The following is a 26937-nucleotide window of genomic DNA, read 5'->3' on the forward strand; positions in this document are numbered from 1 at the left end:
TATCTTTAATTTTCAGACCTAAACCGCAATCATGCAAAATCCTTGTATGCTGTACTTGTTTTCCATATGATAATCATCAATCCAATTATAATAAATGGAATACTTAACATTTGCCCCATATTCAATGTCATTCCATTTTCAAAATCGACCTGATTTTCTTTAAAGAATTCAATTATAAATCGCGCTAAAAACAATAATGTTAGAAAAATACCAAATAGTATTCCATTATTTTTTGCTGCAATTTTCGATTTGTAAATAACAAATAGAATTGTAAAAATTAATAAGTATGAAAATGCTTCGTAAAGTTGCGTTGGATGTCTAGGAATAAAATCATCTTTTTGAAAAACTACACCCCAATTTCCATTTGTTGGTTTTCCATAGATTTCAGAATTCATAAAATTTCCAAATCTTATAAATGCGGCCGTTACTGGAACTCCAATTGCAATTCGGTCCAATATCCATAGCATATTTACTTTGAACTTTTTGCAATACATTAGTATTGCAATAAACACTCCAATTGTTCCTCCGTGACTTGCTAAACCAGCGTATCCAATAAATTTATATGTTTCGCCAATTTTTTTGATTGGTAAAAGTATTTCTATTGGGTTTTTTAAGAAATATGCAGGCTCATAAAAAAAACAATGTCCAAGTCTTGCGCCTAAAAGAGTTCCAAATACAATATAGACTAAAAGGTTGTCTAAATCTTGAACAGGGATATCTTCTTTAATATAAATGCGTTTAACAATATAAAATCCTAGAAGTAATCCACAGGCAAAAAGTAAACCGTAATATTTTACAGGAAAACTATTAGCGATCCAAAAAATCTCAGAGTCAACATTCCAATTAATTATTGTATTCATTTTTTCTATTTACGATTTTTGATAGTATAGCACACAATTGATAAATACAGGTATGGTTAAAAATTAAAATTCAACTAATCATTGATTTATAGTTTTTTATATCTTAAAAAACAGACAAAAAGCATCCCGATTTTTTGCATTATCAATTTTATTTTTGAATAAAAAAGATTTTCATTAAACCAAATATATCATTTTATCCCTACAAAAACAGCGATTTTAAAATAAAAAAATTTAACAATCCGCCATATTCACGGCAATAGCTAATCCGCCCTCAGAAGTTTCTTTGTATTTGTTGTTCATGTCTTTGGCAGTTTGCCACATCGTGTCCACCACTTTGTCTAAAGGTACTTTAGCATTTTTAGGGTCGGTTTCCAGGGCTAATTCAGCGGCATTAATCGCTTTTATGGCGCCCATCGTATTTCTTTCAATACACGGAATCTGAACCAAACCGCCAATAGGATCACAAGTCAATCCTAAATGATGTTCCATAGCAATTTCGGCAGCCATTAAAACCTGTTCGGGAGTTCCGCCCATTAATTCGCATAAAGCGGCAGCAGCCATTGAGGAAGAAACGCCTATTTCGGCCTGACAACCACCCATTGCTGCGGATATTGTAGAACCTTTTTTGAAAATACTGCCTATTTCTCCGGCAACCATCAGGAATTGTTTGATTTCCTTTTCTCCGGCATTGTGGTTTTCAATTACTAAATAATACATCAAAACAGCTGGAATCACGCCCGCGCTTCCATTTGTTGGAGCCGTAACTACACGTCCTAAAGCAGCGTTTACTTCATTTACCGCAAGGGCAAAACAAGAAACCCATTTCAGGATTTGACGAAATTTTACTTCGGTTAATCTAATTTGGTCTAACCAAGTTTGTGGTGAATTATAATTGGATAAACCGATTAATTTTTGGTGCATGTCAAAAGCACGACGGCGCACGTTTAATCCTCCGGGCAGAATCCCTTCGGAATGACAACCGATATACATGCATTCGAGCATCGTTTTCCAAATGCGCATCAATTCATGATCGATAACTGCTTCGGTACGCATCGATTTTTCGTTTTCATAAACGATTTCCGATATGGATTTGTTCTCTTTTTTACAATAATCCAATAGTTCTGCCGCTTTCTCAATTGGATAAGGAAAAGCACATTTTATCTGGATTTTCTTTTTGGCATTGATGCGTTCTTCTTTGACTACAAATCCGCCACCAATAGAATAAAAGGTGGAGACGTATTCGCTGTCATCAGTCATATAGGCCGTAAAAGTCATTCCATTGGCATGAAAAGGAAGGAAGTTTTTATTGAAAACGATGTCTTGGAGGAAATAAAAAGGGATAGTTTTTTCGTTTCCTAAATTGATTTCGTTTTTGGATTCAATGGATTTGATAATTACATCAATATTTTCTACGGGAATGTATTCCGGATCTTGTCCGCTTAAACCCAGCATTACGGCTAAATCCGTGGCGTGTCCTTTTCCAGTTAAGGAAAGGGAACCGTATAAATCTATTTTTACCCTGTTTACAGCATGAATTAAATTTTCGTTTCTCAATTCGCCAAGAAAGCGTTCGGCAGCTCTCCAAGGTCCAAGCGTGTGCGAACTCGAAGGTCCGACACCAATTTTTAGCATGTCAAAAACTGAGATACATTCTTCCATCTGTAGTGTAAATTTTGTTGTCTGCAAATATAATAGAATGTAGCAATGATACTAATCCAAAACAGAATAATATTGTTTTTTAATACTGAATAATGTTATTCTTCTTCGACAAAAAAAGAATTAATAGAAACAAGGATTTTGGTGAAATCAATATTTCATTAATCCAAAATTTAGCTTGTGCAATACTTCGTAAAAGGCTATTTTTGAAGCATAACTAACCCAAAACAATATGAAAAAGACCGTTTTTTCTTTTTATCTAATGCTAACTTTGGTGCTGAGTGTTCATTCGCAAGTGCAAAGCCCTTCCCAGTTTTTACCCAATTACGGAAAACAAATAAGCTATTATCATCAGGCTGAAAATTATTTCAAGCATCTTACGGAAAAGTCCACTTTCATCAAACACCAGAAATACGGAGTTACTTCGGAACAAAGGGATTTGAATGTGTATTTTATTTCCAGCCCGGGGAATTTGGCTAATTTGGAACAAATTAGAAACAACAATTTAGCAGCTATTGGTTTATCCGAGAATAAATTCCAAATGATTGGCGATAAGTTAATTGTATGGCTGAGTTTTAATGTTCACGGAAATGAATTTGCCGGAACCGAAAGTGCTATGACCGTAGCTTATGAATTAGTAAATCCTTCGAATGCTGAAACTAAAAAGTGGTTAGAGAATACCATTGTAATCCTTGATCCATGCATTAATCCAGATGGATATTCCAGATACGGGAATTGGTTAAGAGAAATTTCAGGTAAAAAAACGCATCCGGAATTATCAGACAGAGAGCACATGGAAGTTTGGCCGGGTGGCAGATTCAACCATTATATGTTTGATTTAAATAGGGATTGGGCTTGGCAAACGCAACCGGAAACCCAACAGCGTATTGCATTGTACAACCAATGGATGCCACAAGTACATACGGATGTACACGAAATGGGGTATGATTCTCCGTATTTCTTTCCACCATCAGCGGAACCTTTGCATGAATATATTGAGAAATACCAGAAAGATTTTCATTACACTTTAGGTAAAAATATTTCTAAAAAATTCGATGCGCAAAACTGGATGTACAATACCGGTGAACGTTTTGATTTGTTTTATCCAAGTTATGGCGATACGTATCCTACTTACAACGGAGCAGTAGGAATGACATTGGAACAAGGGGGAATTGGAGCAGGAAGAGAAGTTGTGATGAGTAACGGGATCAATTTGACTATAAAAGACCGATTAACGCATCATGCAACGGCAGTTTTGACGGTTGTGGAATCGGCGGCATCTCAAGCGGATGTTTTACTGAAAGGATTCAGAGGTTTTATGAATAATTCCCGAAAAACTGTTAAGGGAAATTATAAAATGTATGTGATGAAAAACAATCCGAAATTAGTTCAAATGGCGGATTTGTTGAAAAAAAATAACGTAGAATTCAGTTATGCCGATGCCAGTCAAAAAGCGTCCGGATTCAATTACAATACAAAAACAGAGAAAGGTTTTACGATTGAACCCAATGATTTAATTGTAAAAGTAGACCAACAAAAAGCCGTTTTTGCGCAAGTGCTTTTTGAACCGAATCAAAAATTGAATGACAGTTTATCGTACGATATTACCTCTTGGGCATTGCCTTTGGCGTATGGAGTTGAAGGTTATGCGCTGAAAAATAGTTTGACCATCAAAACAAAAGCGTCAATTGAGGCGAAGGAAAAAACGATTCCTCAAAATGTATATGCGTTTCATATTCCGTGGAATAACAGAATCTCAGCTCAGGTTTTGTCTTTGTTGCACCAAAATAATATTAAAGTTAGATCAGCGATGAAAAAAGCCGTTTTTGGTGATACAACTGTTGACCCAGGAGGTTTGCTGGTTACCAAAACGGATAATCCTAAAGTAGTTGACTTTGAAAAAACGATTACTGAACTCGTGAAAATAAAAACAGATTTTAATTATATCTTAACTGGTTTTTCTTCAAATTCTAAGGATGTTGGTGGTGAAAATTTTAATTTATTGAAAGCTCCTAAAATTGTTTTATTGTCAGGAAAAGGAGTTGGTTCTACTGAATTTGGTTCTGTTTGGTATTATCTGGAAGAAACGGTTGGATATCCTGTAAGTGTTGTGGATGCGGATAATTTTAAAAGGATAAAATTATACAATTACAACACATTGATATTACCTGATGGGTATTACAATTTCTCGGAGGATCAACAAAAACAAATCGCAGAATGGGTGAAAAATGGTGGAAAAGTGATTGCCATGAATAGTGCCCTTAGTTTATTTGAAGGAAAGGAAGGATATGCTTTGAGCCCTTTTGCTACCGATGAAGACAAACTTAGTTCTGAAAAAGAAGCTTCGGAAAATGAATTAAAAGAGCGATTTTTAGATTTTCAGGAAACGGAACGCAGGTATATTTCTAAATCGATTCCTGGTGCTATCATTGAGAATCTGTTGAATAAAACGCACCCGATGTCTTTTGGTTTAGGAGATAAATATTTCAGTCTGAAAACGGATGACAGACATTATTCATTATTGAAAAAAGCGACAAATGTTGTTTACGTGCCCAAAGATTATAAAAGTTATGGTTTTGTTGGTAATGAAATCAAAAAGAAATTGAATAATACGGTAAGTTTTGCAGTGGATAAAAAAGAGAATGGCGAAGTAATTTATATGGTAGATAATCCATTGTTTAGAGGTTTCTGGGAAAACGGAAATCTATTGTTCAGCAACGCATTATTTTTGGTGGATTAAATAATAAAATACGAATACCTTTTATACAAAAAGAGCACGAAAATCATCGTGCTCTTTGTTATTTATCCAGATCTTATAATTTTTAAAAAGGGTAACCAATAGCCAAGTTGAAAATCAAATTTTCTTTTCGCCAAGTGCCACTTCCAAAATTGATTTGATCTAAAACCCAACGATCGCCATCGGGTAAATACGGTTTCCGAATAGGGAAGGCGAAATCCGTTCTAAGAATCAGAAACGAGAAATCGAAACGCAATCCGGCTCCGGCTCCAACGGCTATTTCATTCAGGAATTTTTTTGAAAATTTGGCTCCGGGTTTATCAGGATTTTCATTTAACAACCAGATGTTTCCGGCATCTATAAACAAAGCGCCTTTGACCAATCCGTAAATTTTAGCTCGGTATTCAGTATTAAATTCCAATTTTATATCACCGGATTGATCGGGTAAAAAAGTATTCGTATTCGTTGATGCGCCATCAAAACTTCCCGGACCTATAGAACGTGCTCTAAAGGCTCTTAAACTATTGGTTCCACCAATGAAAAATTGCTTTATAAATGGCATTTCAGCTGAGTTTCCGTAAGCATATCCAGCGCCTACAATAATTCGGCTGGCCAGTTGAGAATCTGGACTGAACTTATAATAATGTCTGAAATCATTCTCTATTTTGACAAATTGACTAAACGGAACATCAAATAATTTAATGGTATCGCCTTTTTGAACATTCGCTCCTGAAACTAATCCTGCAATGTTTCCAGCCAAGTCGATAGTTCCTTTGTAGTAAAAGGTGTTTTTCTTTCTTTTTTGTAGTGTGTTTGTGTAGGTATAGGAATAGGTTGGGCCAAAAATCAATTGCTTTTCAATTACTTTTCCCAAGGATTCATTTGCATCGATTTGTTCTTGGTACAAAGCAGTAACATTTTGCGGACTGGCATACGTAATCTCAGTAACATTCAATAAATGTTCTTTTCGTTCATTTTCTTTCCATAAATAACCAAACGAACCTTTGAAGGTTTGCAGGGAATATAATTTGGTTCTGTTTTGAAATTCATATCCTAACGTTGCCTTCGTTTTTGGAACAAAACCGCTTGGAGAATTTAGTTTAAAAGGCGCGACTAATCTTGGCCAAACTAAATTGGCTTCGGTACCGACTCTATAAACATTAAACCCATTATTCTGACCGGAAACTTGTACTTCAACACCGCCAAAAGCAGAAATGGTAAGCAATTCAGCACCTCTAAAAGTATTTCGATTGCTCCAGTTTAAATTGAGTTCCGTTCCTGTATAATTAGCGGAGTTTGTTTTGGCTAATAATTCCAGTCGTATTGATTTTTTTGGTAATGGTGTCAGATAATAATACGCATCCAGATAATTTCCAGTCGTATCAGAAACCCTGAATTGATTTTTAACGAATTTGAAAGTCCCAAGATTTACTAATCGATTCAAGGATAAATTATGATTGGTACGGTTGTATAAATCGTCTTTTTTGAAATACAGCGCTCGATCAAAAATGCGGGGTTTGAATAAATTCTCCGGATCAATAATGGTTAAGTCATTGTATTTTTGGATGGAATCCATATTGGTTTTCACACTGTCAGAACCAATCGAATAGTTTGGATAAACGATAATTTTATTGATTTTGTATGGTGTCTCTGCCAGTTTTGGAGCTTCGTCCTTTACTTTTACAATAAGATCCACCTGATGGTCTGCAACAGTTGTATCCACTTGTACTTTAAGATAATCAGGATTAAAATAGAAGAATCCTTTTTCCTTTAGTCTGGCGCCAATGCGAACTCTTTCTTCTTTGATGGCATCAAGACTGTAGCCTTCTTCTTTTTTTAACAGACTTCTTCGTCGGGTATTGCGAACTGCAGTCGAAATTATAGAGGAATCCGTAGGGAATTTTACTTCTTTAATTTTATATTGTTTTCCGGGTTTTACACTATATTCTGCGGTTGCTTTTTTACCATGACGGGTTGAATCTGCCGATGTTTTTGTGTTGAAATAGCCACTGTTTTCGGCAAAATTTTGCAAAACACTTTTGTTGTATTCCAAATCTACTTGACTGTATAAAACGGGTGCTTCGCCTACTTTGGTTCTCAACCAATGGCGCCATCCTTTTTCTTTCTTTGGCGTCCCAGCCAAATTGTAGATGTACAGTTTAGGTCTTAATCCCAAAATTGAGGAATTAGGTTTTGGTCTAACTACTTCTTTTAATGCCGTTTTTAATGCTTTTTTTTCTTTTTTAGAGACTTCTTTTCCTTCCACGGTTACTTTTGCACCCGTATACAGGAGTTCACCTTCGGGCAAAAACCGGGTATTGCTGCAGGAGGAAGCGAACAATCCTAAAAAAAGAAAATATAGTAAATGGCTCTTGTTCATCAATTTATTATTTATTAAAAAAAATTAAACCATTAAGAAATTAAGTTTCATTAAGGAAAATCGATTGGTCTATTTTCTTAATTTCTTAATGGTGTAAAAACTTTTATTTATTTTTTTGCCTTGCTTTTTTCGCTTCACTTTTGCGAAATAATTCACTGAATTTATTGTAATCCATAGTGATAATAAAAGCAATTCCGGTCTCCACAACTTCACCTTGAAGTGCTACTTGATATTTATTTATGCGATATGCCCTTATTTTATACCTTCCATCTTTTGAAAGTTGGTAATCTATGGAAACATCACCAGCAATATTATTGGCATTTTGATTCACTTGTTGTGGTCCTTCAATTCCAAAACTACTTCCTACAGTGACTTTCAATCGGTCATTCAATAATTTTTTTGAAATTCCTACGCTCAAATCGGTTTTATTTTCTCGTTGACCGGTTGTATAATCATCAGAAGTATTCAAATCGAAATTGAGCTCTACACCTTCAATTAAATCACCCGCCAAATTATTAAGTTGTTGCGACAAAATTTTACTGGCACTTTCTCTTGCTAGTGACGAAACGCTTGTTCCTCCGGTTTCACTGGCAAATGGATTTTCTCCAATAAAACGATTCAGCAGCAGTAAGGCAAAAACCTGTTTGTTCAATTCATCCGGTTGCTGACGCAGTTGAGTCAATTTAGCTTGTGTAGCATTGATAATTTCTGTTGAAACACTATTGTTTCCCTCAGGCAAAATGATATCAAAAGCAATGTTTGGCTTCATTAATTCACCATTCATTTTCAATTCGGTTTCAAAAGGAATTTTTTGTTTGTAGGTGTTTCTCACTTCGGCAGTGACATCTCCTAATTGGTCATTTATCAAATCAATTGGAGCAGCTTCTGTTTTGTAAACTGCGGTGATATTGATATCAGCAGTTGTAGGCTCTCCAGTCCACAGGATATAACTTCCTTTTTTGATGTCGAATTTTCTTTTGATAGCATTAAAATTCATTTCATAACTCCCTTCGGATAATTCATATCTTCCGGTCAAAGTCGTTTTTCCTGATGGATCAATACCGCCGTTCAATTGCGCTTCTCCTTTTAATTTTAAGAAATCTCCGTTGGCTTTATCAATCACAATCGATATTTCGGCATCTTTATCAATCTCAATATTTACCGAAGCATTGATTCCTTTGATGTCCATTTCACTATTCAATTCATCCATGACAACGGTCTCTACTAATTTTGGATTGTCTTGGTCAATGAATTCTACAATTCCTTCTCTGTCGGCAATTGATGGATCCGATTGTGGTAGAACAATAGTGAACTTAGTGTCTTTATTAATTTTGATATTTCCTTCAACAACGGGATTATCAAAATTTCCGGATAGTTGCAAATGATTGTCCAAGTACAATTCACCATAATACAAATCATTGTCTTTTGCCTTAGAATTGACTGCTTTGAAATTATCAGCATCGATGGCTAAATCAAAACCAAAATTGCTGAAATTGGCACTGTCAATCTTTCCGTTGATGGCTAAATCATTGTCTTTTTCATCCTTAATAATAAAATTATCGAAAAGAATAGCATTGGGTGTAAATACAATTTTATCGTTTAAAGACTTGAATTTTGCATTGAGTTGCTTCACTTTGAAACCTATTTCATTGAACTGTAATTCTCCAATTACGTTGGGCTGGTTTGTATTTCCTGTTATTTTAAAATTCCCTGTCAAGAATCCTGTGCTTTCAGTAATGTTATCCAATGTAAAGCCCTGAATGCTTTTTAGGTTCAGTTTATCAATGTCGAGATTCATGTCAAAACTGCTGTCAGTAGTCTTATAATTTCCTTCTAAATTGACTTGATTTCCTTGGCCTGTAATTGCGATTACGGCATCATATCGATTGGCAATAGCATTGTTTACTTTGATACTGATGTTTCCGATTGTGTCTTTTTTGAAAGTAAAATTCTCAATATTCAAATCCGAAGTGAAAAACGGAGTAGTATTTAGATTTTTGACCAATGCATTTCCATTGATTTTACCACTCATTTGTAAATCATCTTTCTCAACGATACTGGTAATGGTTTTTATGTCAAAATCTTTGAAATCAATTGCGATTGGTGCATTTGCTTCCTGAGATTGTGATTGTATCAGGATTTTACTTCCGTCTTTACTCAATTCGAAATTATCAGCATAAATTCCTTTTTTGCCAAAGCGAATTAAATTGTCTTGTGTTATTTTCCAAGATTCATAGTTCAGTAACAAATTATTTGGATCAAGGTTTATTTCGTTGTTTCCGTTTGTTGCTTTTAATGTTCCTGTAATTAAGTATCTTTCTTTGTCTTTTAAATCTTTTAATTGCAAGGTATAATCTACGATGTTATTTTGCACTTTTCCCGAAATATTGGTGTGAGGCAATTGAATTTGTTTGTTTTGAATATCATCAACAACAAAACTGTAAACAAGTGAATTGTCTTTGGTATCCACTTTAAGAACAGCGTTTGTAATGGTGTTTTCTCCATAAACTAATTTTGGAATTGTACCATTCAAAACAATAGAATCGTTAACAGAGTTGTATCGTCCTTGTATATTGATAGGTTCCAGACTTTTCAATTCAGGAATAAGTTTTAATAGAATTGGACTGTCTTTTACGCCAATTTTAAAAACAAATTCTTGTTTCTCAACTGCTGTTTTTCTGGAATTTGGTTTGCTGTCATAATACTTTGCAATAGAATTTGATAAAGCAGTCCCTATTTTTGACAACTTGTATTTTCCATTGGCGTCTACATCCAAAAACGGTGATTTCAATACGAATGTATTCTTTTCAGAGGTGGATGTTGCCACTGCGCTAATGGAATCAATTACAAATTCTTCTTTTGCATTGACTATGGTAATGTTGTGCGCATGTACCGTTCCGTTGAGGTAATCAAGATTTACCGACTGAATATCAGCATCTACAACGCCTCTTATTTTTAATGGGCCAGCGTGCAGATTTAGTTTTTCCAAATCAGCGATATCCACATTCAGTTTTAATTTTCCGGTAGGATATTTGTCTTTAAAATTGCCGCTGCTCACCAAATCAAAAGTTAGATTAGGATCTTTTGCCAAAGCAGTTGCATTGAAATTTCCGTTGCGAATAGTTCCTTTTACGGCTACATTTTGGTACGTATATTTATTATAATATGCTTTTAGAATAGTTCCGTTTAAAGATGCAGTTGCTGTTTTTGGATCAAATCCTGTTCCTTTTATATTGGCTTTTAAAGTTACTTTTCCAATGGAGTCGTTTTTGATAAATTTCCCTAAATCAAAATTAGTAAGTTCCGTTTGGGCATCGTATTTCTCGTAATTTTTTCTGCTTTGGTCGAATGTAGCTTTGATTTTTGCATTTCCAAAACTACTTACGATATTCATATTGGTATTGAAATTAGCAATGGTACCTTTAAAAATTCCTTTGGCGCTGAATTTTGACGGCAACTGAATCGAATTTGGAATTGTTCCTTTGGGCAAAAAGCCAACAAAATCTTTCGAACCGGATTGTAAATCTTTAATATTCAAATCAAAATAGGCTTTGTTTACATCTGGTAAACCTATGATTCTGCCACTTGTCGCTACTTTTGTAGTTCCAATACCGCTGATCTCAATAGATGGGAATTCAATGTTCTTTAATTTTCCTTTTACAGTTCCATTGACTAGCAATATCGCATTTGGATTGCTCATAAACGGATTTACATTGACTAGCGTTGGAGCAAAAAGCATAATATCTTTAATCCCCAATTTGCTTTTTTTCAAATGGGCAATAAGTCCTAATTCACCAGGATTTTTGGCTAAAGATGTAATGGAAGGATAGCCAATTTTAATTTCATCTTTCAGTTCCGTTTGAGGTGTTTTTAAATATAATTTTTTAAGAAAAGCATTCTTTTTGCCGTAGAAAAATTCCGCATTAAAGGATTGAATGTTCAAACCGCTTTTGTCTTTAACGGTTAATGAATTTGCAACTCCTGAAATGTTTTCGGGATTGTAATTCAGTAAATCCACTTGTAAGTTTAAATTGGTAAGATTCAAATGGTTGTAATCGATTCCTTTTTGAACTGTTGCAATAGTATTATTGTCATAACGAAAATTTACTCGCTTGAATTCCGTTTTATTTATTTTGACTTCCCAGTTGTTCGATTCGTCATTTGCAGCTTCTTTTTTAGGTCTGATTTTATCTAATTTATCAAAAGTCAAAGCACCTTCCACACCCGTTAAATCAAGGCTTTCAATAATTGCGAATTGATTGTTAAGGTCAATTTTATCAATTTTAGCGAGCAGTTTTTTCAAATAAAAATTAGTGGATAGCTTGGTTTCCTCACTTTTATAATCGAAATCAATTTTTGCCAAATCAATTTCACCTAATTTTAATTTTAAGATGGATTCCGGTTCGTTTTTTATCGCTGCCACTTTGGTCGCATTGGATATTTGAACCAAACCTTGCTTTAACTTAAATTGTAATCCATTGATTTTTGCTTTCGGGATTTCAAAGTTCATTTCATCTAAATCGAAAGTTTTAATTTTCGTTTCAAAATGTTTTAGATTGGCATAAATATCATTTTTTGTAACGGCATCGGTATACTTAAACTGGATGCGGTCGAGCATTATTTCTGCTACAGAAAACTGCATGGGTGGCGAATCACCCTTTTGTTTCTCTGGCGAAGCAAATGCTTTTATGATATAATCAAAATTAAAAACGGCTTTGGAATCTCTATTTAATTTGGCTGAAATCCCTACTAATTCTAAAGAGTTGATTTCTATTTTATTGTTTATCAATTGAAACAGACTGATATCAGCAGCCAGCTTTTCTCCAGCAAAAAGAGTGTCTTTTTTTTGGTCTTCAAAATAAACGCCTTCGAGAATAACTTTTTTTGGAAATTCAATTGCGAGACTATCAATCCTCACTTTGGTTTTGATTTTTCCTTCCAGATAAGTTACCGCTTTTTCTTTGGCATAATTCTGAACGGAGGGAATTTGAATAACCACAACCAGAATTAAGAACAACAGGATTATGGATCCTATTATCCAAAGGAAAATTTTTAAACTTTTCTTTACATATGTTTTCAAATGTGGTGTGTTTTTTTGTTAAAATTAACCAATTTAAATCAAAATTGCAATCTTGTATGCAAATGAGATCACGTACAAAGATTAAAAATTGGAAGCGAAATATATTACAAAATTCAAAAATAATGTTGCAAAATTACTGGAAGGCATTATAAGCGAATGAACAATTTTTATGTTTTATAGATGGGAATTTCATTAAAATTTTGAGCTTGTTTTTCATCTAATAAAATATCTTTTACCGCCATTAACATGGCTTTATTTGAAGTAAAAAGTTCTCTGTTAAAGTTTATTACGGTTGTAATATCAATATCTTCAATAGGTGCGAGTTGCGCCTCGGTGTAAAATGTATTGAGTGCTGTTGTGTAATTTTTTTGAACAATATCAAATTGAGTTCTCAGTTCTTCAAAACTTGACCGTTTTTCGGTGCTCAAAAACATATTTAATTTTAAGTACAGTTCCTGAGTTTCTTTTTTGTGATGAAGGAAAAATTGATATTTAATTTCTTTTGACGAACGGCTGAGGTTCGTAATGTTACTTCCAATATCTTTTATACTTTTTACAGCATGCATGGAACTTCGCACTGCAGAAATCAGTTGGTTCAGTTCAGAATTTTGTTCACTATTTAATTTTACTCTTAATTTCAAATAAAAAGCTTGTAATTCGCCTTGCAACTGTTTTAGGAATTCATATTTTTCTTCGGTATTTTTTGAATCAAAATTTCTTTTATCATTGATTTCCTTGTAATCAATTCGTTGGTCAAATTTGTGGGTTTGGATTTTGAATAATTCCAAATTGAAAAGCATCGAGTTATGAATAAAATATCGAGTCTCTCTTCGGAATAAATCCAAAGCTGTTTCTGGTTCTGCGATTGACGCGTTGCCTATAAATGCTGCCGTCGAACCATCCGTATTTTTGAAAAAGCGTTCCAAAAATGTAGTAAATAAATCCAAAACAGGGAGGAATAATACAATTGCCAACAGGTTTATTAAGCTTGAAAAAGTAACCAGCCCAATGAGCGGATCTTTGATTTTTAGGATATCAGTTATCAGCAAAAGAATAGGTCTGAGCAATATAAAAGCAATGGCAGTGATGAAAATATTAAACAATAAATTGCCCAGTGCGACTCGTTTTTTTGACGCATTTCCACCAATAGCGCTCAACACTATTTTAATAATGGTACCCGTTTCACTACCCAGAACGATTGCCGCTGCCATGGGAAATCCAATTGCTCCAGCGTTGAGAGCACTCAATGTAAGTGCCATAGTTACGGAACTTGATTGAACAACCAGCGTAATCAAAAAACCAATAATCAGAAAAATCAGTAATGGTTTCGAAGCATATTGTGAAAAATCAAAATGTTGAACCTGTGCTTCCATAGCAGTTTTCATGAAGGAAAGACCGATAAACATTAAACCAAATCCCAGAAGAAAATAAGAAACATATTTTATGGTTTTCCGGTTTCCAAGGAGAATTAGCAAAAAACCTCCCAAACAAACTGCCGGATAAGCAATCACTTCTATATTGGTTTTAAAACCAAGTGTTGCCACCAGCCAACTGGCAAGTGTTGTGCCCAGATTTGCCCCCAAAATAATGGCCATTGCATTTTTCATGGTAAAAACGCCTGCACCAACAAATGCCAAAACCATCAACGAAACCATAGAACTGCTCTGAAGAATACCAGTTACTATTGTTCCGCCCGCTACTGCACCAATGTTGTTTTTTGTGATTCGCTGAAGAAACAGTTTGAAATTTCTCCCGGAAAGATTTTTTAAGGATTCCTCGACAAGATACATGGCAAAAAGAAACAGCCCTACGCCAGCGAAAAGTTTAAATATAGTATTGAGGGTTTCCATAGTTAAAAATAGGACTAAAGATAAGAATAAAATACCCGAACATCAAATCTGGAAGAGCTGCCTTTATTGTGGATAATTTTAGCCAAAAAAAAGCCTGCACTTGGCAGGCTTTATATCAAACTGAAAAACAGTAAATAATTGCTGATCTTCAATCAAAATTATTATTCAATATTTTCAATTGCTTCTGCTCCTGAAGCATTAAAATTATTGTTAGATTGAGCTATTTCTTTCAAAGAAGCATTCGCTTTTTTCTGTTCATTTAATGTCATAGCGAGCAAACTTGCGGCTTTGTTTTCACCAAGATTTTCTGCAAATGATTGTAAAGCATCATAGGTAGCAATTTCATATTGTTTTAACTTTTGTCCAGTGGCAATAATTCCAGCATCACGCACGGCACCTATTTCGGTTTTTGCTATTATGTCTTTACTTTCGTTTATTAATCCTTCTATAGCTTCACTTTTTTCTGCAACGACTTTAATACCCTTAGATTCGAATATTTCCTCCAAGCGGGAAACATGCGCTTTCGTTTCGGTCAAATGATTTTTTAAGGTGTTGGCTAATTCGGGTGATGAAGCATTTTCCACCATATTTGGTAAGGTATTCATCAATGCTTTTTCTGCTGAGTAAATATCTTTCAACCCAACTTCAAATAAGTCTCTTAAATTATATGCTGCTTCTGATTTTGCTTCCGCAAATCCTTTAGCTTCTTGGTTTCTATTTGTAGGTTCCATGACAGTTGTTTTTAAATATTATTTTTCGAGTGTTATAAAATGATGTCTAATTATAAATTGACAATTTTATTTTTGTTGTAATTTTAAAATTCATACACTCCGGATTTAATATTTACATGTTGTAAAGTTAGTTAAATTACTAGCTAAGATATTGTTAATTAACTAATTGTAAGTACGAATTGTATGATTTTAATAAAAAAACAGACAGTGCTTCACTTCTGGATAAAAAACAGATACAAGCGTTAAAAAGGATTGCAGGGCTTCATAATCAAGTGTGATCGGGACATTTAAATAAAAAAAACTACAACTTTTTTAGAGTTGTAGTTTTTGTAGCTTAGGATTGAAATCCATTAGTAGTAACGGTTATTTATCGCTTAGGGATTTCAATTTTGAGGAAATAGGGACTCGGATATAATTTTAAAGTCCTTCAAAATTTTCACTTTTAGGAAAAATACTCAAGGCTTCAATGGCAATTTTTGGAGTAGGAGAAGCTAGTTTGCGAAGTTTGGTATCCATCCAAGCACCATCAACCGTTATGGTTGCGCAAAGTTTGTTGTCTTCGTTCAAAAACTCATGTACAATAGACCAACGGGAAGCATCAGCATTTACTTTTGAGGTTTTGGTATGCATGAAAATTTTGTCAGAAAGTTTTATTTCTTTTCTAAAAACACATTCTTCCCTAAATAGAATAGGCCCAAAATGTTGTGCTTGCATGACTTTCATCGTTAAACCAAGACTTTCCAGAATTTCGATACGGTGCTGTGCTCCAAAGTCATAATAAGCGCTGTGTCGTACATGGAAATTAGGGTCAAGATCAGACCAACGAAAGGATAATTCTTTGCTAAATGAAGTCATTGTTGTTTTGTTTTAGTTAATGTCGCTGTCCTTTCGGTTTAATTTAATACGAAAGAAGGACGAATTTACGATTTTGAAATTTCTTCCAATACTTTTTTTCCGTTTTCATTGTTTGGATCCAGTTCTACGGATTTTTTATAATTTATAATGGCAAGCTTTTTATCTCCGTTTTTCAAATAGGCTTCTCCCAAACTGTCATATGTATTTCCTGATTGCGGAAAAGCTTCTACATTTAGTTTGAAAACTTCGATTGCTTCATTTACTTTTCCGGTTTGTAATAATTGATATCCTGCGCTATTCATTTCATTTTCATTGATAGCATAGGTATTTGAATTTTTATTTTCTTTAAAATAAGCTAATCCAGATGCAATTCCTTTTTCCAGAATAACGTCTACGAAAGCAGCAGCCAATGATTTTTTAGGCAAACTGTACGGTTTATTGTATAGGATATTTCTAATTGCTTTATTCATTTCGTTTAAGTTTGTACCGCCTGTATTATTTAGTAATACCACCAGATTTTTGTCAGACGGAATACGGGAAAGCAACGTGTTGAATCCATTTATTCCACCACCATGCTCAATAACCTGGATGCTTTCATTCTTTTCTCCATTGAAAGCCTTATTGATGAACCATCCGTAACCATAATGTCCCGGTCCTGCAGGGATATAGGAATTAAATAAAAGCTCTTTATTTTTTTTCGAAAGTAATTGTTCTGTGTAAAGTGCTTGATCCCATAAATACAAATCATCTACAGTAGCATACAAAGAACCGGCAGCGTAGGGAATAGATAAATCAAGATAACTGGCATTGCTGTAGTTTTTACCGTTTTTCTCATAACCTGAGGCTCTGTTTTTCAGAATCGTTTCATGGTGATCGAATCCAGTATTATTCATTTTGAGTGGTGTAAGAATATTGTCTTGTAGACATTGCTCATAGGTTTTACCGGAGATTTTCTCTATGATGTAACCCAATAAAAAATAACCGGAATTGCTATACGCAAATTTTTCGCCTGGCGTAAATTCCAGCGGTAAGTCAGCGAATTTTTTCACAAATGCTTCCGGGCTGTACGGATTGATACTTAAATCTTTTACGAAATTAGGAAACGAAGTATAATTAGGAATTCCAGATGTATGCGTCAGTAAATGATGAATAGTGATTTTATCGCCCGAAGCTTTAGGATAGCCGGGAATATACGTTGAGATAGGAGCATCTAACTTTAATTTTTCCTGTTCAACTAATTGTAAAATCAACATAGCGGTAAATTGTTTGGTAACAGAACCCAATCGGTGTTTGGTATCCGGCTGGTTCGGAATATTCCATTCCATGTTTGCCATTCCAAATCCCTTTTTATAAATAACTTTACCTGCGTCAGCGACAAGGATAGAGCCGTTAAATTGCCCATATTCCGAATATTGATTCATCAACTTATCGATTTGATCTGCTTTGGTTTGCCCAAAGGAAACCGTTACTGTAATGAGCTGGATGAATAGACCAATTAGGATTGTCTTTACTGCAAAATGTTTGAAAGTTTTTTTCATGATGATTGTTGGTTTTAGTGATTGATGTTTTTGAACGAATTAATTTTTTATGGTCACGAGCGGGACGTTCGGGCTAGCGGAGTACGGTAGTTTTTTTTATTTCAATTTTAAAGGACCGATTTTTTCAGTTTTTAAAATTAATGGACTTGCATCACCCATTTTAATGAGAATTAAACTGTCTGACAAAACTTTTTTTTTGCGATTAAATTTTGCGCAAACAAAAATATCATTATATTTTTTTAAAACGACAGTGTTTTTATCTGATGCCAATGTTTGGAATTTATTTTGTTTCATAGCTTCTCCATCACCCAAAGCATAGCTTATTAAAGGAATAATGATTATCACTAAAAGAAAACTTCTTTCTTCAGCATTGAAATTTCTCATTAAATATGTTATCAGATCAGAATTATCTTTATAATTGAACCCTTCATGTATTTCATCTAGTTTTTCTTTAAAACTTTTCTTTTTTCTTAACATAAACAAATACGGAAAGCCCCAAGTAATAAAATTTAGAAAGAAAGTTATACTAACTAAAACTATTATAAGAGTCCAACTTAGAGGATATGCGTGAATTATTAATACAGAGCCAAATAAGCAAATTCCGTTTATAAAATTAATGCCACGTAGATGTGGTTTTTTTTCAGAAGTTGCGGCTTGGATTAGCGGTAATGAAAGACCTAGTAATTTTGAACTAGAAATCAAAACGCCCAAAAGAGTAGTTGCAAAAATCAAAATTGTGTTTAAACTCGGCTCAATTAAATACATTGGTATGTCAAAATTATTACAATATCCTAGCTCATATTCAAAGCTTGCTAAATAAATATATGCAGGGACAATTGTAAGCAATAAAGTAACACTAATTAATTTTTTTGGACGATCATTCATTTTTCAATATTTTATTACGAAAGTGTTTCTTTAAATTGCCACTAATTGAGCAAATTCAACCTTATTTGGTTAAATATACTCAATAATCTATTTTTCTATCATTCCGCTAATGTAATTAATTTATTACGAATTATTTGTATTGAAATCCTGAAAAAAGTCAAGATGTGAAATAGAACTTATGAATCAGATTCCCTAGCCCCGATAGCAGCGGCATCCTTTTCTTTTTTTCTTTAAAAAAGAAAAGATATAGCGGAGAGCGGGCCCCGATAGCTATCGGGAGAGCTCCAGAAAACTAAAGGACTTGACCCCTAAAGTAGAGTTTATTTAGCTGTTTGTACAAGCGTGTCACACATCAAAATAATAGCGGATGGCTAAATGTATAAAAGTAATGTTTGTAAGACTTTTTGAGTAAAAATGCATTGTTCATAATTTTTTCAATAAAAATATGATTTTTTTAAGATTGTTTTAACAAAAACACATAGGTTTGCTATATTCAGTATTTGAAACTATTAAAAAACTATTTATGAGATTTAACCGTTTTATTTTAGGTGTATTATTTATGATAATAATGCCTGCAGTTATGAATGCCCAAACAATCAAAGGAATTGTGACGGACGAGAATGGGCAAGCTTTGCCTTATTCTAATGTTATAGATAAAGAGACATCCAATGGTGTGACCACGGACGGAAACGGTAACTTTGAAATTAAGGTAAAAGGATTACCCGCTACATTGACAGCCAAATATGTGGGATACCAAAATCAAAATATTGAGGTGACTAATGATACCACACCCATTGTTTTTAAGCTATTGCCTAATAATAGTTTAGATGAGGTTGTTGTTACAGGAAACAGATCAAAAGTGCGTAGTGTATTAAATTCTGCTGTTCCTATCGATAAGCTTTACTCTGAAGATCTTAAATCGAGTGGTCAGGTTACTTTTGATAAAATGTTGGCCTACAAAATTCCTTCCTTCAATTCTAGCAGTCAAGCTATTTCTGATGCCACAGCTCATTTTGACCCGGCAGATTTGCGTGGTTTAGGACCCAGTCGTACCTTAGTTTTGGTGAATGGAAAAAGAAAAAATCAAAGTGCATTAGTGTACATAAACGATACTCCGGGGAAAGGAGAAGTAGGAACAGATATGAAAAGTATTCCGTTTTCTGCAATCGAAAGAGTGGAAGTATTGCGTGATGGAGCGTCTTCTCAATATGGCTCTGATGCCATTGCCGGAGTAGTAAATATTATCCTTAAAAAGCAAACCAACTTTACTGAAGTAAGTCTTACTTCGGGAGTAACGTCAAAAGGAGATGGTTTTAATTTTGGAGCTGATCTAAACTCGGGATTTAAATTTGCTGACAAAGGGTTTGTAAATTTCAACCTTTCTTATTTTGATCAAAATAAAACCAATAGAGCTGGAAAACCAGGAAAAGATGATTTGTTTGGAGTACCGTCAAACGATCCGGAATGGGGAGACTGGCTAAAAAACAATCCTGACTTAGGAATGACTATTGGACAGTCTGATTCTAAAATGGGAGCGTTAGTAGTTAATGCTGAATATCCTCTTTCGGAGAAAACAACGCTTTATGCTTTTGGAGATTTAAATATTAGAAAAGGAACCAGTTTTGCACTTTACAGAACTCCTTATTGGGTTTCAGATCCTAACAATTTATTACATGAAGCAGGAACTCCTTATAATGGTTTTCAGCCTACATTTAATACGAATGTGCTTGATAATCTGGGATCTGTTGGGTTAAGATCTACTTTGTTTGGTTTTAATTCGGATTTCAGTTTAACAGCGGGTTCTAATAAGGTTGATTATACAGTAAAAAACACATTAAACGTTTCTTTAGGGGCTAATAGTCCAACTGAATTTAATGTGGGTGGATATACTTTTAGTCAATTAGTGGGTAATGCCGATTTTAGCAGAACTTTTGATAAAGTGACTTTCGGTTTTGGTACAGAATTGAGAAAAGAACAATTTGAAGCGAGAGCGGGTCAAGAGGAGTCGTATGTAGGTGGAGGCGCACAGTCTTTTCCTGGATTGCAACCAGCAAATGCATTAAAAAAAGACCGTAATAACGTAGGTGTTTATACTACCTTAGATTATGATGTGACTGAGGCTTTTTTAATAGGAGGATCTTTAAGATATGAGAACTATTCTGATTTTGGGAATAATTTTTCTTGGAAAGTAAATTCTCGTTACAAACTGAATAACGATATTGCTATACGTGCCTCTTACAGTACAGGATTTAGAGCACCTGCATTACATCAGATTTATTTGAGTAATATTCAAACTTTGGTTACAGATAATAAAATTGCTAATCAAGGGACTTTTAACAATGTGGATCCGGCGGTTATAGGATTAGGAGTTCCTAAATTGCATGCGGAGAAATCTCAAAATTTATCAACAGGGATTACTTTTAGATCAGGAGCAAATTTTTCTGCTTCGGTTGATTACTATCATATCAAAGTAAAAGATCGTGTTCTTTTTTCTGGAGAGATTGGCTTTGATAAAGATACTACAACTACAAACCCGGTTGAAGAAGTATTAATTGATAATGATATAACAAGTATGAAATTTTTTATCAATGCTGTTAATACCGTAACTAACGGAGTTGATGTCGTGATGAATTATAAAAATTTAGCATTAGGAAATGGGAAACTAGGATTTAGTTTAGCATCTAATATTTCTAAAACTAAAATTGACGGGCAAATTGCTACACCAGCTATTTTAAAAGCAAATGGGTATGACATTTTTAACCGTAAAGAACAAGGCAGAATACTGAATTCCAGACCGAATACAAAAGTATTGTTAGGGATCAATTATGATATTAATAAAATGAGTATTATTTTTAATAATAATTATTTTGGAAAAGTTACTTGGCAGCATGCTACCGATATGTCAAAAGATCAAACTTTTGCAGGAAAAGTGATCACAGATTTAGGTATTTCTTATAAATTTACCAGCACAATATCAGCCAATGTGATGGTAAACAATCTATTAAATGTTTATCCTGACAAACTGGATCCTAAAGGTGACGTAGCTACTGATTTGGGAGGTCGTTTTGAATATCCATGGGAAGTAAACCAATTTGGTTTTAACGGAACCACATTTACAGCGGGGTTAAACTTTAAATTTTAAAGAGGAATTAAAAGGACAATTATTAAAACGGGATTTATTCCCGTTTTTTTATGGAAATACTTTTTTAAAGGGATACAATCTAAAACGAATTTAAATCGCTGTTTTCTTTTGTTTGTGGCTTCACTCTTAAAAGGAATGCTGTTTTGTTTTATAGAAGTAATGACAAACCCACTGAAATGTCATCTTGTCAGATTTTTTTACGCCAATTTTAACATAAACTGACAATTTAATAGTTGGTTTTGTATTGGCACAAAGATTGACTTATCGACTTCGAGTCATTAAAACAAGTATACAATAAAATTAAATATATTAAAAATGGGTAAAATAATCGGAATTGATTTAGGTACGACCAACTCTTGTGTTTCTGTAATGGAAGGTAATGAAGCAGTTGTTATTCCTAATGCAGAAGGAAAAAGAACAACGCCATCTATCATTGCTTTTGTAGAAGGTGGAGAAATTAAAGTAGGAGATCCTGCTAAAAGACAAGCGGTAACTAATCCAACTAAGACTATTGCTTCTATCAAACGTTTTATGGGTCACTCTTTTTCAGAGGTTTCTGCTGAAGCAAAAAGAGTTTCTTACAAAGTAGTAAAAGGGGACAACAATACACCACGTGTGGATATTGATGGTCGTTTATACACTGCTCAAGAATTGTCAGCTATGACACTTCAAAAAATGAAAAAAACAGCTGAAGACTATTTAGGTCAAACTGTTACTGAAGCAGTTATTACTGTTCCAGCTTATTTTAATGATGCACAACGTCAAGCTACAAAAGAAGCTGGTGAAATTGCAGGTCTTAAAGTAATGCGTATTATCAACGAACCTACAGCTGCTGCACTTGCTTACGGTTTAGATAAAAAAGGTAAAGATCAAAAAATTGCTGTTTACGATTTAGGTGGAGGTACATTTGATATTTCTGTTCTGGAATTAGGAGACGGAGTTTTCGAAGTATTGTCTACAAACGGAGATACTCACTTAGGTGGAGATGATTTTGACCACGAAATTATTGACTGGTTAGCTGCTGAATTCTTAACTGAAGAAGGTATTGACTTACGTCTTGATCCAATGTCATTGCAACGTTTGAAAGAAGCTGCTGAGAAAGCAAAAATTGAATTGTCTTCTTCTGCTGAAACTGAAATCAACTTGCCATACGTAACTGCTACGGCTTCAGGACCAAAACACTTAGTTAAAAAATTAACTAGAGCTCAATTTGAAAAATTAACTGACTCTTTAGTAAAACGTTCTATGGCACCAGTTGCTAAAGCGTTGAAAGATGCAGGTTTAACAGTTTCTGATATTGACGAAGTTATTCTTGTAGGAGGTTCTACTCGTATGCCAAGAATTGCTGACGAAGTGGAGAAATTCTTTGGTAAAAAAGCGTCTAAAGGAGTTAACCCTGATGAGGTTGTTGCAATTGGAGCAGCTATTCAAGGTGGAGTTCTTTCTGGAGATGTAAAAGATGTATTGTTACTTGACGTTACACCTTTATCTTTAGGTATCGAAACTATGGGTGGTGTATTGACTAAATTAATTGAGTCTAACACAACTATTCCAACTAAAAAATCTCAAGTTTTCTCTACTGCTGCAGATTCTCAACCAACAGTTGAAATCCACGTTTTGCAAGGAGACAGAGCTATGGCAGTTGACAACAAAACTATCGGTCGTTTCCATTTAGATGGTATCCCACCAGCGCCAAGAGGTGTTCCACAAATTGAAGTAACTTTTGATATTGATGCTAATGGTATCATCAAAGTTTCTGCAACTGACAAAGGAACTGGAAAATCTCACGATATTCGTATCGAAGCTTCTTCTGGATTAACAGCTGAAGAAATCGAAAGAATGAAAAAAGATGCAGAAGCTAATGCTGATTCTGACAAACTTTTAAGAGAAAGAGCTGAAAAATTGAACGAAGCTGACGGAATGATCTTCCAAACTGAAACTCAATTGAAAGAACTAGGTTCTAAATTATCTGATGACAACAAAGTTGCTGTAGAATATGCATTAACTGAATTGAGAATGGCACACCAATCTCAAGACATTCCTGCAATTCAAACGGCTCTTGACAACATCAACGCTGCTTGGAAAAAAGCAACTGAAGCGATGTATGCTCAAGGTGAACAAGGTCAAGGTGAAGCACAACCTCAAGGGGATGCTGCTCAAGGAGACAATGTTGAAGACGTTGAATTCGAAGAAGTAAAATAATAATTTCCCGTAGAGACGGATGTGGTCCGTCTTTATTGTTGATTTAAAAAACCGTTCGCCTTTGGTGAACGGTTTTTTTGTGGGATTAAATAAAAAACCCGACCTGTTTTAAAAACGGGTCGGGTTTTGTTATTATTATTTATCACGTAGAGACGCACTGCAGTGCGTCTCTACAATGTGCGTTTTTACAATAATGTGTATTTCTATATAATATGCGTCTCTACGTTGAAATCACATCAAATACATCATAAAAAAAAGGGAAAATGTTGTTGAACATTTCCCCTTTTTTAATTCATTATTTAGGATCTAAAGCTTGTCCTATTCTAGAAATTAAATCTTGTAAGTGATACTTACTCATTCGATCAGTCATTCTTGACGAGGCTAATTTCATTTCGTTTTTTAAACTATTCAATTGACCTCTGGAAATAGAAGGTAAGTCGGTTTGAGCTAAATTTACTCTTCTTGTCGTGAAACCGTAAGTTACACCTACAGGAACCGCTCTAACCATGGCTGTGCCTGGTTTAAGTAATTCGATCATTTTGTCTACATACAATTTTTGTATGTTTCTACGATACAGATCAATTGAACCACTTCCTTTCAATTCAGAAAAGATTCCATTTTTTAAGTCACTTACTAATTCATCAACGGAATAGTTGTTTTTATTCATAGAAGAAGTTTCTATAAGACGAACAATTCTATCTCCAGCCAATAAACTTGATAAGGTAGCATCTTGCATTGCTTTGATTGCTTCAACACCGCTTTCTGGGTTTATTTTCGAAAGGATGTTTTGATCCAATAACCATTTTGGTGTTGTAAATAATTGAGTGTTCAAGAATAAAACCGCATCTTTTTGGATACTTTTTGGAACTACTTCAAATTGATTTCCAGTCATGTCATACGTTTTTGGAGAATCATAGATTCCACCTACGTTTTTAGTAACATGTCCCATATATCTTCTAAATTGTCCTGTAAGTGCGCCATAAAGATTGTCTAGTTCAGCGTAGCTTTCCCCGTTTTCTTTAGTCCACTCTAATAAATTAGGTAAAATTCTTTTCAAGTTTTTGATACCATATTCAGAAGCTCTCATCGCATTATCTCCAATATCCTCCGTTTGATATCTTGGATCATAAGGACTGGTTTCTGTACCAAACCATAAACGGTTATTTTTATAGGCTTCCTTAGTCATTTCATTCAACTTCGCTTTTTCCTCAGTTTCAGTTTTAGCTTCGTCAAAATAAGAATATCCCCATTTAATGGCCCATTTGTCATAATCTCCAATTCTAGGAAATAAGGTTGTAACGCCATCTTCTGGTTGAGCCACATAATTAAAACGAGCATAATCCATGATAGAAGAAGTATGTCCATTTTTTTCTTGGTACTCTTTGTCTCTCAGTTTTTCAACCGGAGTGGCAGAACTTGCTCCCATGTTGTGACGCAATCCCAAAGTATGTCCTACTTCATGAGAAGAAACGAAACGGATTAGTTCACCCATTAATTTATCATCAAACTTTTTAGATCTTGCCGCTGGATCTACAGCTGCAGTTTGAATTAAGTACCAGTTTCTTAAAAGGCTCATGATATTGTGATACCAACCAATGTGGCTTTCTAAAATTTCACCACTTCTAGGATCGTGAACATTAGGTCCGTATGCATTTTGAATTTCAGCAGCAAAATATCGTAATACTGAAAAACGGGCATCTTCCAAGCTCATTGTTGGATCATTCTCTGGCCAATATTCTCCACGAATAGCATTTTTCCATCCCGCATTTTCAAAGGCAACCTGCCAGTCATCGATACCTTGTTTGATGAATTTTTTCCATTTTTCAGGAGTTGCAGGGTCAATGTAATATACAATTGGTTTTTTAGGCTCAATTAATTCGCCTCTTTTTTGTTTTTGAGCATCTTCTTCAGATTTTGGCTCTAAACGCCATCTCACTGCAAATACTTTGGTATCTGATTTTTGAGATTCTTCTTCAAAAACATCATATTGGTTTGCAAAATATCCAACACGTGCATCAAATTCTCTTTTGCGCATTGGCGTTTTTGGCAATAAAATCATGGAGGTATTCATCTCTACCGTGATTACTCCCGCATCTAATCCGGAAGGTAAATTAACTCCAATTTGTGGTGTTGGAGTAGTTGAAATACGCGGAGGAGTGGTCGTAAATGTTTTTACACTTCTAATCTCAGTATTTATTGGGTAACTGCTTATTTTAGAAATGAATGATTTGTCTTTTTGAAACGTTTGTATATTTAACAATTGTTTCTTTATAGGATCTAATGAAAAAGTTTGTACGTCAGCATCGAAAGTGCTCGTTAAATCGATCACATATCCAGCATTATTTTTCCCGGTTGAATCTTTTTTGAAGGCCAAGATATCATAGTTTCCAATAATTGGATCTGAAGTTGAATTCTTAACAGCCTGAGCCATTGGCTTGTCTTCATCCGGAGACATGATAACATAGGTAACTGACCTAAGAAGAATGTTGTTGTTCAGCCCTTTTTCCCAACGAACAACTTGTCTGTTGATTTCTTCTCCTCCAAAAATTCCTCCTCCAGCAGGAGTTTTAGAATATCGGGTTATAGTCATTATTTCACTTCCTAAAAGGGAGTCTGGAATCTCAAAAAGATATTTGTCATTAATTTTATGAATGTCAATTAATCCTTTTTGCGTTACTGCTGTTGAGTCAATAACTTTTTTGTACGGTTTCGGTTCTTTCTTGCCGTCTTTAGCATCAGGAGCTTTAGCTTCAACTTTAGCGGAGGCATTTTTATCGGCTCTTTTCTTTTTTTTGCTTTGTGCAAATGTGCCTTGAGCAAAACAAAATAACAGACATGTAATAATTAAGGTTAGTTTTTTTTTTACCATTTAGTCAATGTATTAAAAAAGTTTATAATTGGTTTTGGTTAATAAGTAACATTTTTTGTGTTTTGTTACTATTTATGGTCAAATTTATTGATATCTTTTTAAGAAAATGCCATTTTGAAGTGCAGTTTTATATAAATTAACACTATTTAACA

At 34.4% G+C, this 26937-nt stretch carries 13 protein-coding genes; 3 read left to right on the forward strand and 10 right to left on the reverse strand.

All coding sequences use genetic code 11. From position 1 onward, the window contains the following. Positions 1–29 precede the first annotated feature (29 nt). On the reverse strand, positions 30–860 hold the full coding sequence (lgt, locus tag E0I26_RS10355) for a prolipoprotein diacylglyceryl transferase (protein ID WP_131916407.1): 831 nt from the start codon (positions 858–860) through the stop codon (positions 30–32). Positions 861–1091: 231 nt separating this feature from the next. Beyond that, the gene (locus tag E0I26_RS10360; protein ID WP_131916408.1) at positions 1092–2519 is read right to left on the reverse strand and encodes an L-serine ammonia-lyase; all 1428 of its coding nucleotides are present in this window, start codon (positions 2517–2519) and stop codon (positions 1092–1094) included. Positions 2520–2748: 229 nt separating this feature from the next. On the opposite strand from E0I26_RS10360, the gene E0I26_RS10365 reads away from it, so the two are divergent. Beyond that, positions 2749–5256 (forward strand): M14 family zinc carboxypeptidase, encoded by a 2508-nt coding sequence (locus E0I26_RS10365; RefSeq protein ID WP_131916409.1) that lies wholly within the window; start codon positions 2749–2751, stop codon positions 5254–5256. Positions 5257–5338: 82 nt separating this feature from the next. Here the strand turns inward: E0I26_RS10365 and tamL are convergent, their stop codons facing one another. The 7 genes from tamL to E0I26_RS10400 form a co-directional block, all read right to left on the reverse strand. Next, positions 5339–7633, reverse strand: a complete 2295-nt coding sequence (gene tamL, locus E0I26_RS10370; RefSeq protein ID WP_131916410.1) for a translocation and assembly module lipoprotein TamL — start codon at positions 7631–7633, stop codon at positions 5339–5341. Between the two features lie 103 nt (positions 7634–7736). Beyond that, a complete protein-coding gene (locus E0I26_RS10375; RefSeq protein ID WP_131916411.1) occupies positions 7737–12713 on the reverse strand; it encodes a translocation/assembly module TamB domain-containing protein in 4977 nt (1658 codons plus the stop codon). Positions 12714–12880: 167 nt separating this feature from the next. Further along, the gene (locus E0I26_RS10380) at positions 12881–14563 is read right to left on the reverse strand and encodes a Na/Pi cotransporter family protein (RefSeq protein ID WP_131916412.1); all 1683 of its coding nucleotides are present in this window, start codon (positions 14561–14563) and stop codon (positions 12881–12883) included. A gap of 161 nt (positions 14564–14724) precedes the next feature. Beyond that, positions 14725–15294, reverse strand: a complete 570-nt coding sequence (locus E0I26_RS10385) for a YciE/YciF ferroxidase family protein (RefSeq protein ID WP_131916413.1) — start codon at positions 15292–15294, stop codon at positions 14725–14727. A gap of 417 nt (positions 15295–15711) precedes the next feature. Continuing rightward, positions 15712–16149 (reverse strand): acyl-CoA thioesterase, encoded by a 438-nt coding sequence (locus tag E0I26_RS10390; protein ID WP_131916414.1) that lies wholly within the window; start codon positions 16147–16149, stop codon positions 15712–15714. Positions 16150–16214: 65 nt separating this feature from the next. Next, on the reverse strand, positions 16215–17687 hold the full coding sequence (locus E0I26_RS10395; protein ID WP_131916415.1) for a serine hydrolase: 1473 nt from the start codon (positions 17685–17687) through the stop codon (positions 16215–16217). A 96-nt stretch (positions 17688–17783) separates the two neighbouring features. Continuing rightward, the gene (locus E0I26_RS10400) at positions 17784–18572 is read right to left on the reverse strand and encodes a hypothetical protein (RefSeq protein WP_131916416.1); all 789 of its coding nucleotides are present in this window, start codon (positions 18570–18572) and stop codon (positions 17784–17786) included. Between the two features lie 523 nt (positions 18573–19095). Between E0I26_RS10400 and E0I26_RS10405 the strand changes: the two genes are divergently transcribed. Next, positions 19096–21714: a TonB-dependent receptor gene (locus E0I26_RS10405; protein ID WP_131916417.1), complete on the forward strand. Its 2619-nt coding sequence runs from the start codon at positions 19096–19098 to the stop codon at positions 21712–21714. Between the two features lie 315 nt (positions 21715–22029). Further along, entirely contained in the window at positions 22030–23916 is a 1887-nt protein-coding gene (gene dnaK / locus E0I26_RS10410) for a molecular chaperone DnaK (RefSeq protein ID WP_131916418.1), read from the forward strand. A 295-nt stretch (positions 23917–24211) separates the two neighbouring features. On the opposite strand, the gene E0I26_RS10415 is transcribed toward dnaK, so the two are convergent. Then, the gene (locus E0I26_RS10415) at positions 24212–26785 is read right to left on the reverse strand and encodes a zinc-dependent metalloprotease (RefSeq protein WP_131916419.1); all 2574 of its coding nucleotides are present in this window, start codon (positions 26783–26785) and stop codon (positions 24212–24214) included. Positions 26786–26937 lie beyond the last annotated feature (152 nt).

The organism is Flavobacterium rhamnosiphilum (assembly GCF_004349195.1).
Taxonomy (GTDB): domain Bacteria; phylum Bacteroidota; class Bacteroidia; order Flavobacteriales; family Flavobacteriaceae; genus Flavobacterium; species Flavobacterium rhamnosiphilum.

What these genes read in the sequence shown, in the direction of transcription:
- lgt (WP_131916407.1), bottom strand. Translation starts at nt 860, where the DNA reads ATGAATACAATAATTAATTGGAATGTTGACTCTGAGATTTTTTGGATC.
- E0I26_RS10360 (WP_131916408.1), bottom strand. Translation starts at nt 2,519, where the DNA reads ATGGAAGAATGTATCTCAGTTTTTGACATGCTAAAAATTGGTGTCGGA.
- E0I26_RS10365 (WP_131916409.1), top strand. Translation starts at nt 2,749, where the DNA reads ATGAAAAAGACCGTTTTTTCTTTTTATCTAATGCTAACTTTGGTGCTG.
- tamL (WP_131916410.1), bottom strand. Translation starts at nt 7,633, where the DNA reads ATGAACAAGAGCCATTTACTATATTTTCTTTTTTTAGGATTGTTCGCT.
- E0I26_RS10380 (WP_131916412.1), bottom strand. Translation starts at nt 14,563, where the DNA reads ATGGAAACCCTCAATACTATATTTAAACTTTTCGCTGGCGTAGGGCTG.
- E0I26_RS10385 (WP_131916413.1), bottom strand. Translation starts at nt 15,294, where the DNA reads ATGGAACCTACAAATAGAAACCAAGAAGCTAAAGGATTTGCGGAAGCA.
- E0I26_RS10390 (WP_131916414.1), bottom strand. Translation starts at nt 16,149, where the DNA reads ATGACTTCATTTAGCAAAGAATTATCCTTTCGTTGGTCTGATCTTGAC.
- E0I26_RS10395 (WP_131916415.1), bottom strand. Translation starts at nt 17,687, where the DNA reads ATGAAAAAAACTTTCAAACATTTTGCAGTAAAGACAATCCTAATTGGT.
- E0I26_RS10400 (WP_131916416.1), bottom strand. Translation starts at nt 18,572, where the DNA reads ATGAATGATCGTCCAAAAAAATTAATTAGTGTTACTTTATTGCTTACA.
- E0I26_RS10405 (WP_131916417.1), top strand. Translation starts at nt 19,096, where the DNA reads ATGAGATTTAACCGTTTTATTTTAGGTGTATTATTTATGATAATAATG.
- dnaK (WP_131916418.1), top strand. Translation starts at nt 22,030, where the DNA reads ATGGGTAAAATAATCGGAATTGATTTAGGTACGACCAACTCTTGTGTT.
- E0I26_RS10415 (WP_131916419.1), bottom strand. Translation starts at nt 26,785, where the DNA reads ATGGTAAAAAAAAAACTAACCTTAATTATTACATGTCTGTTATTTTGT.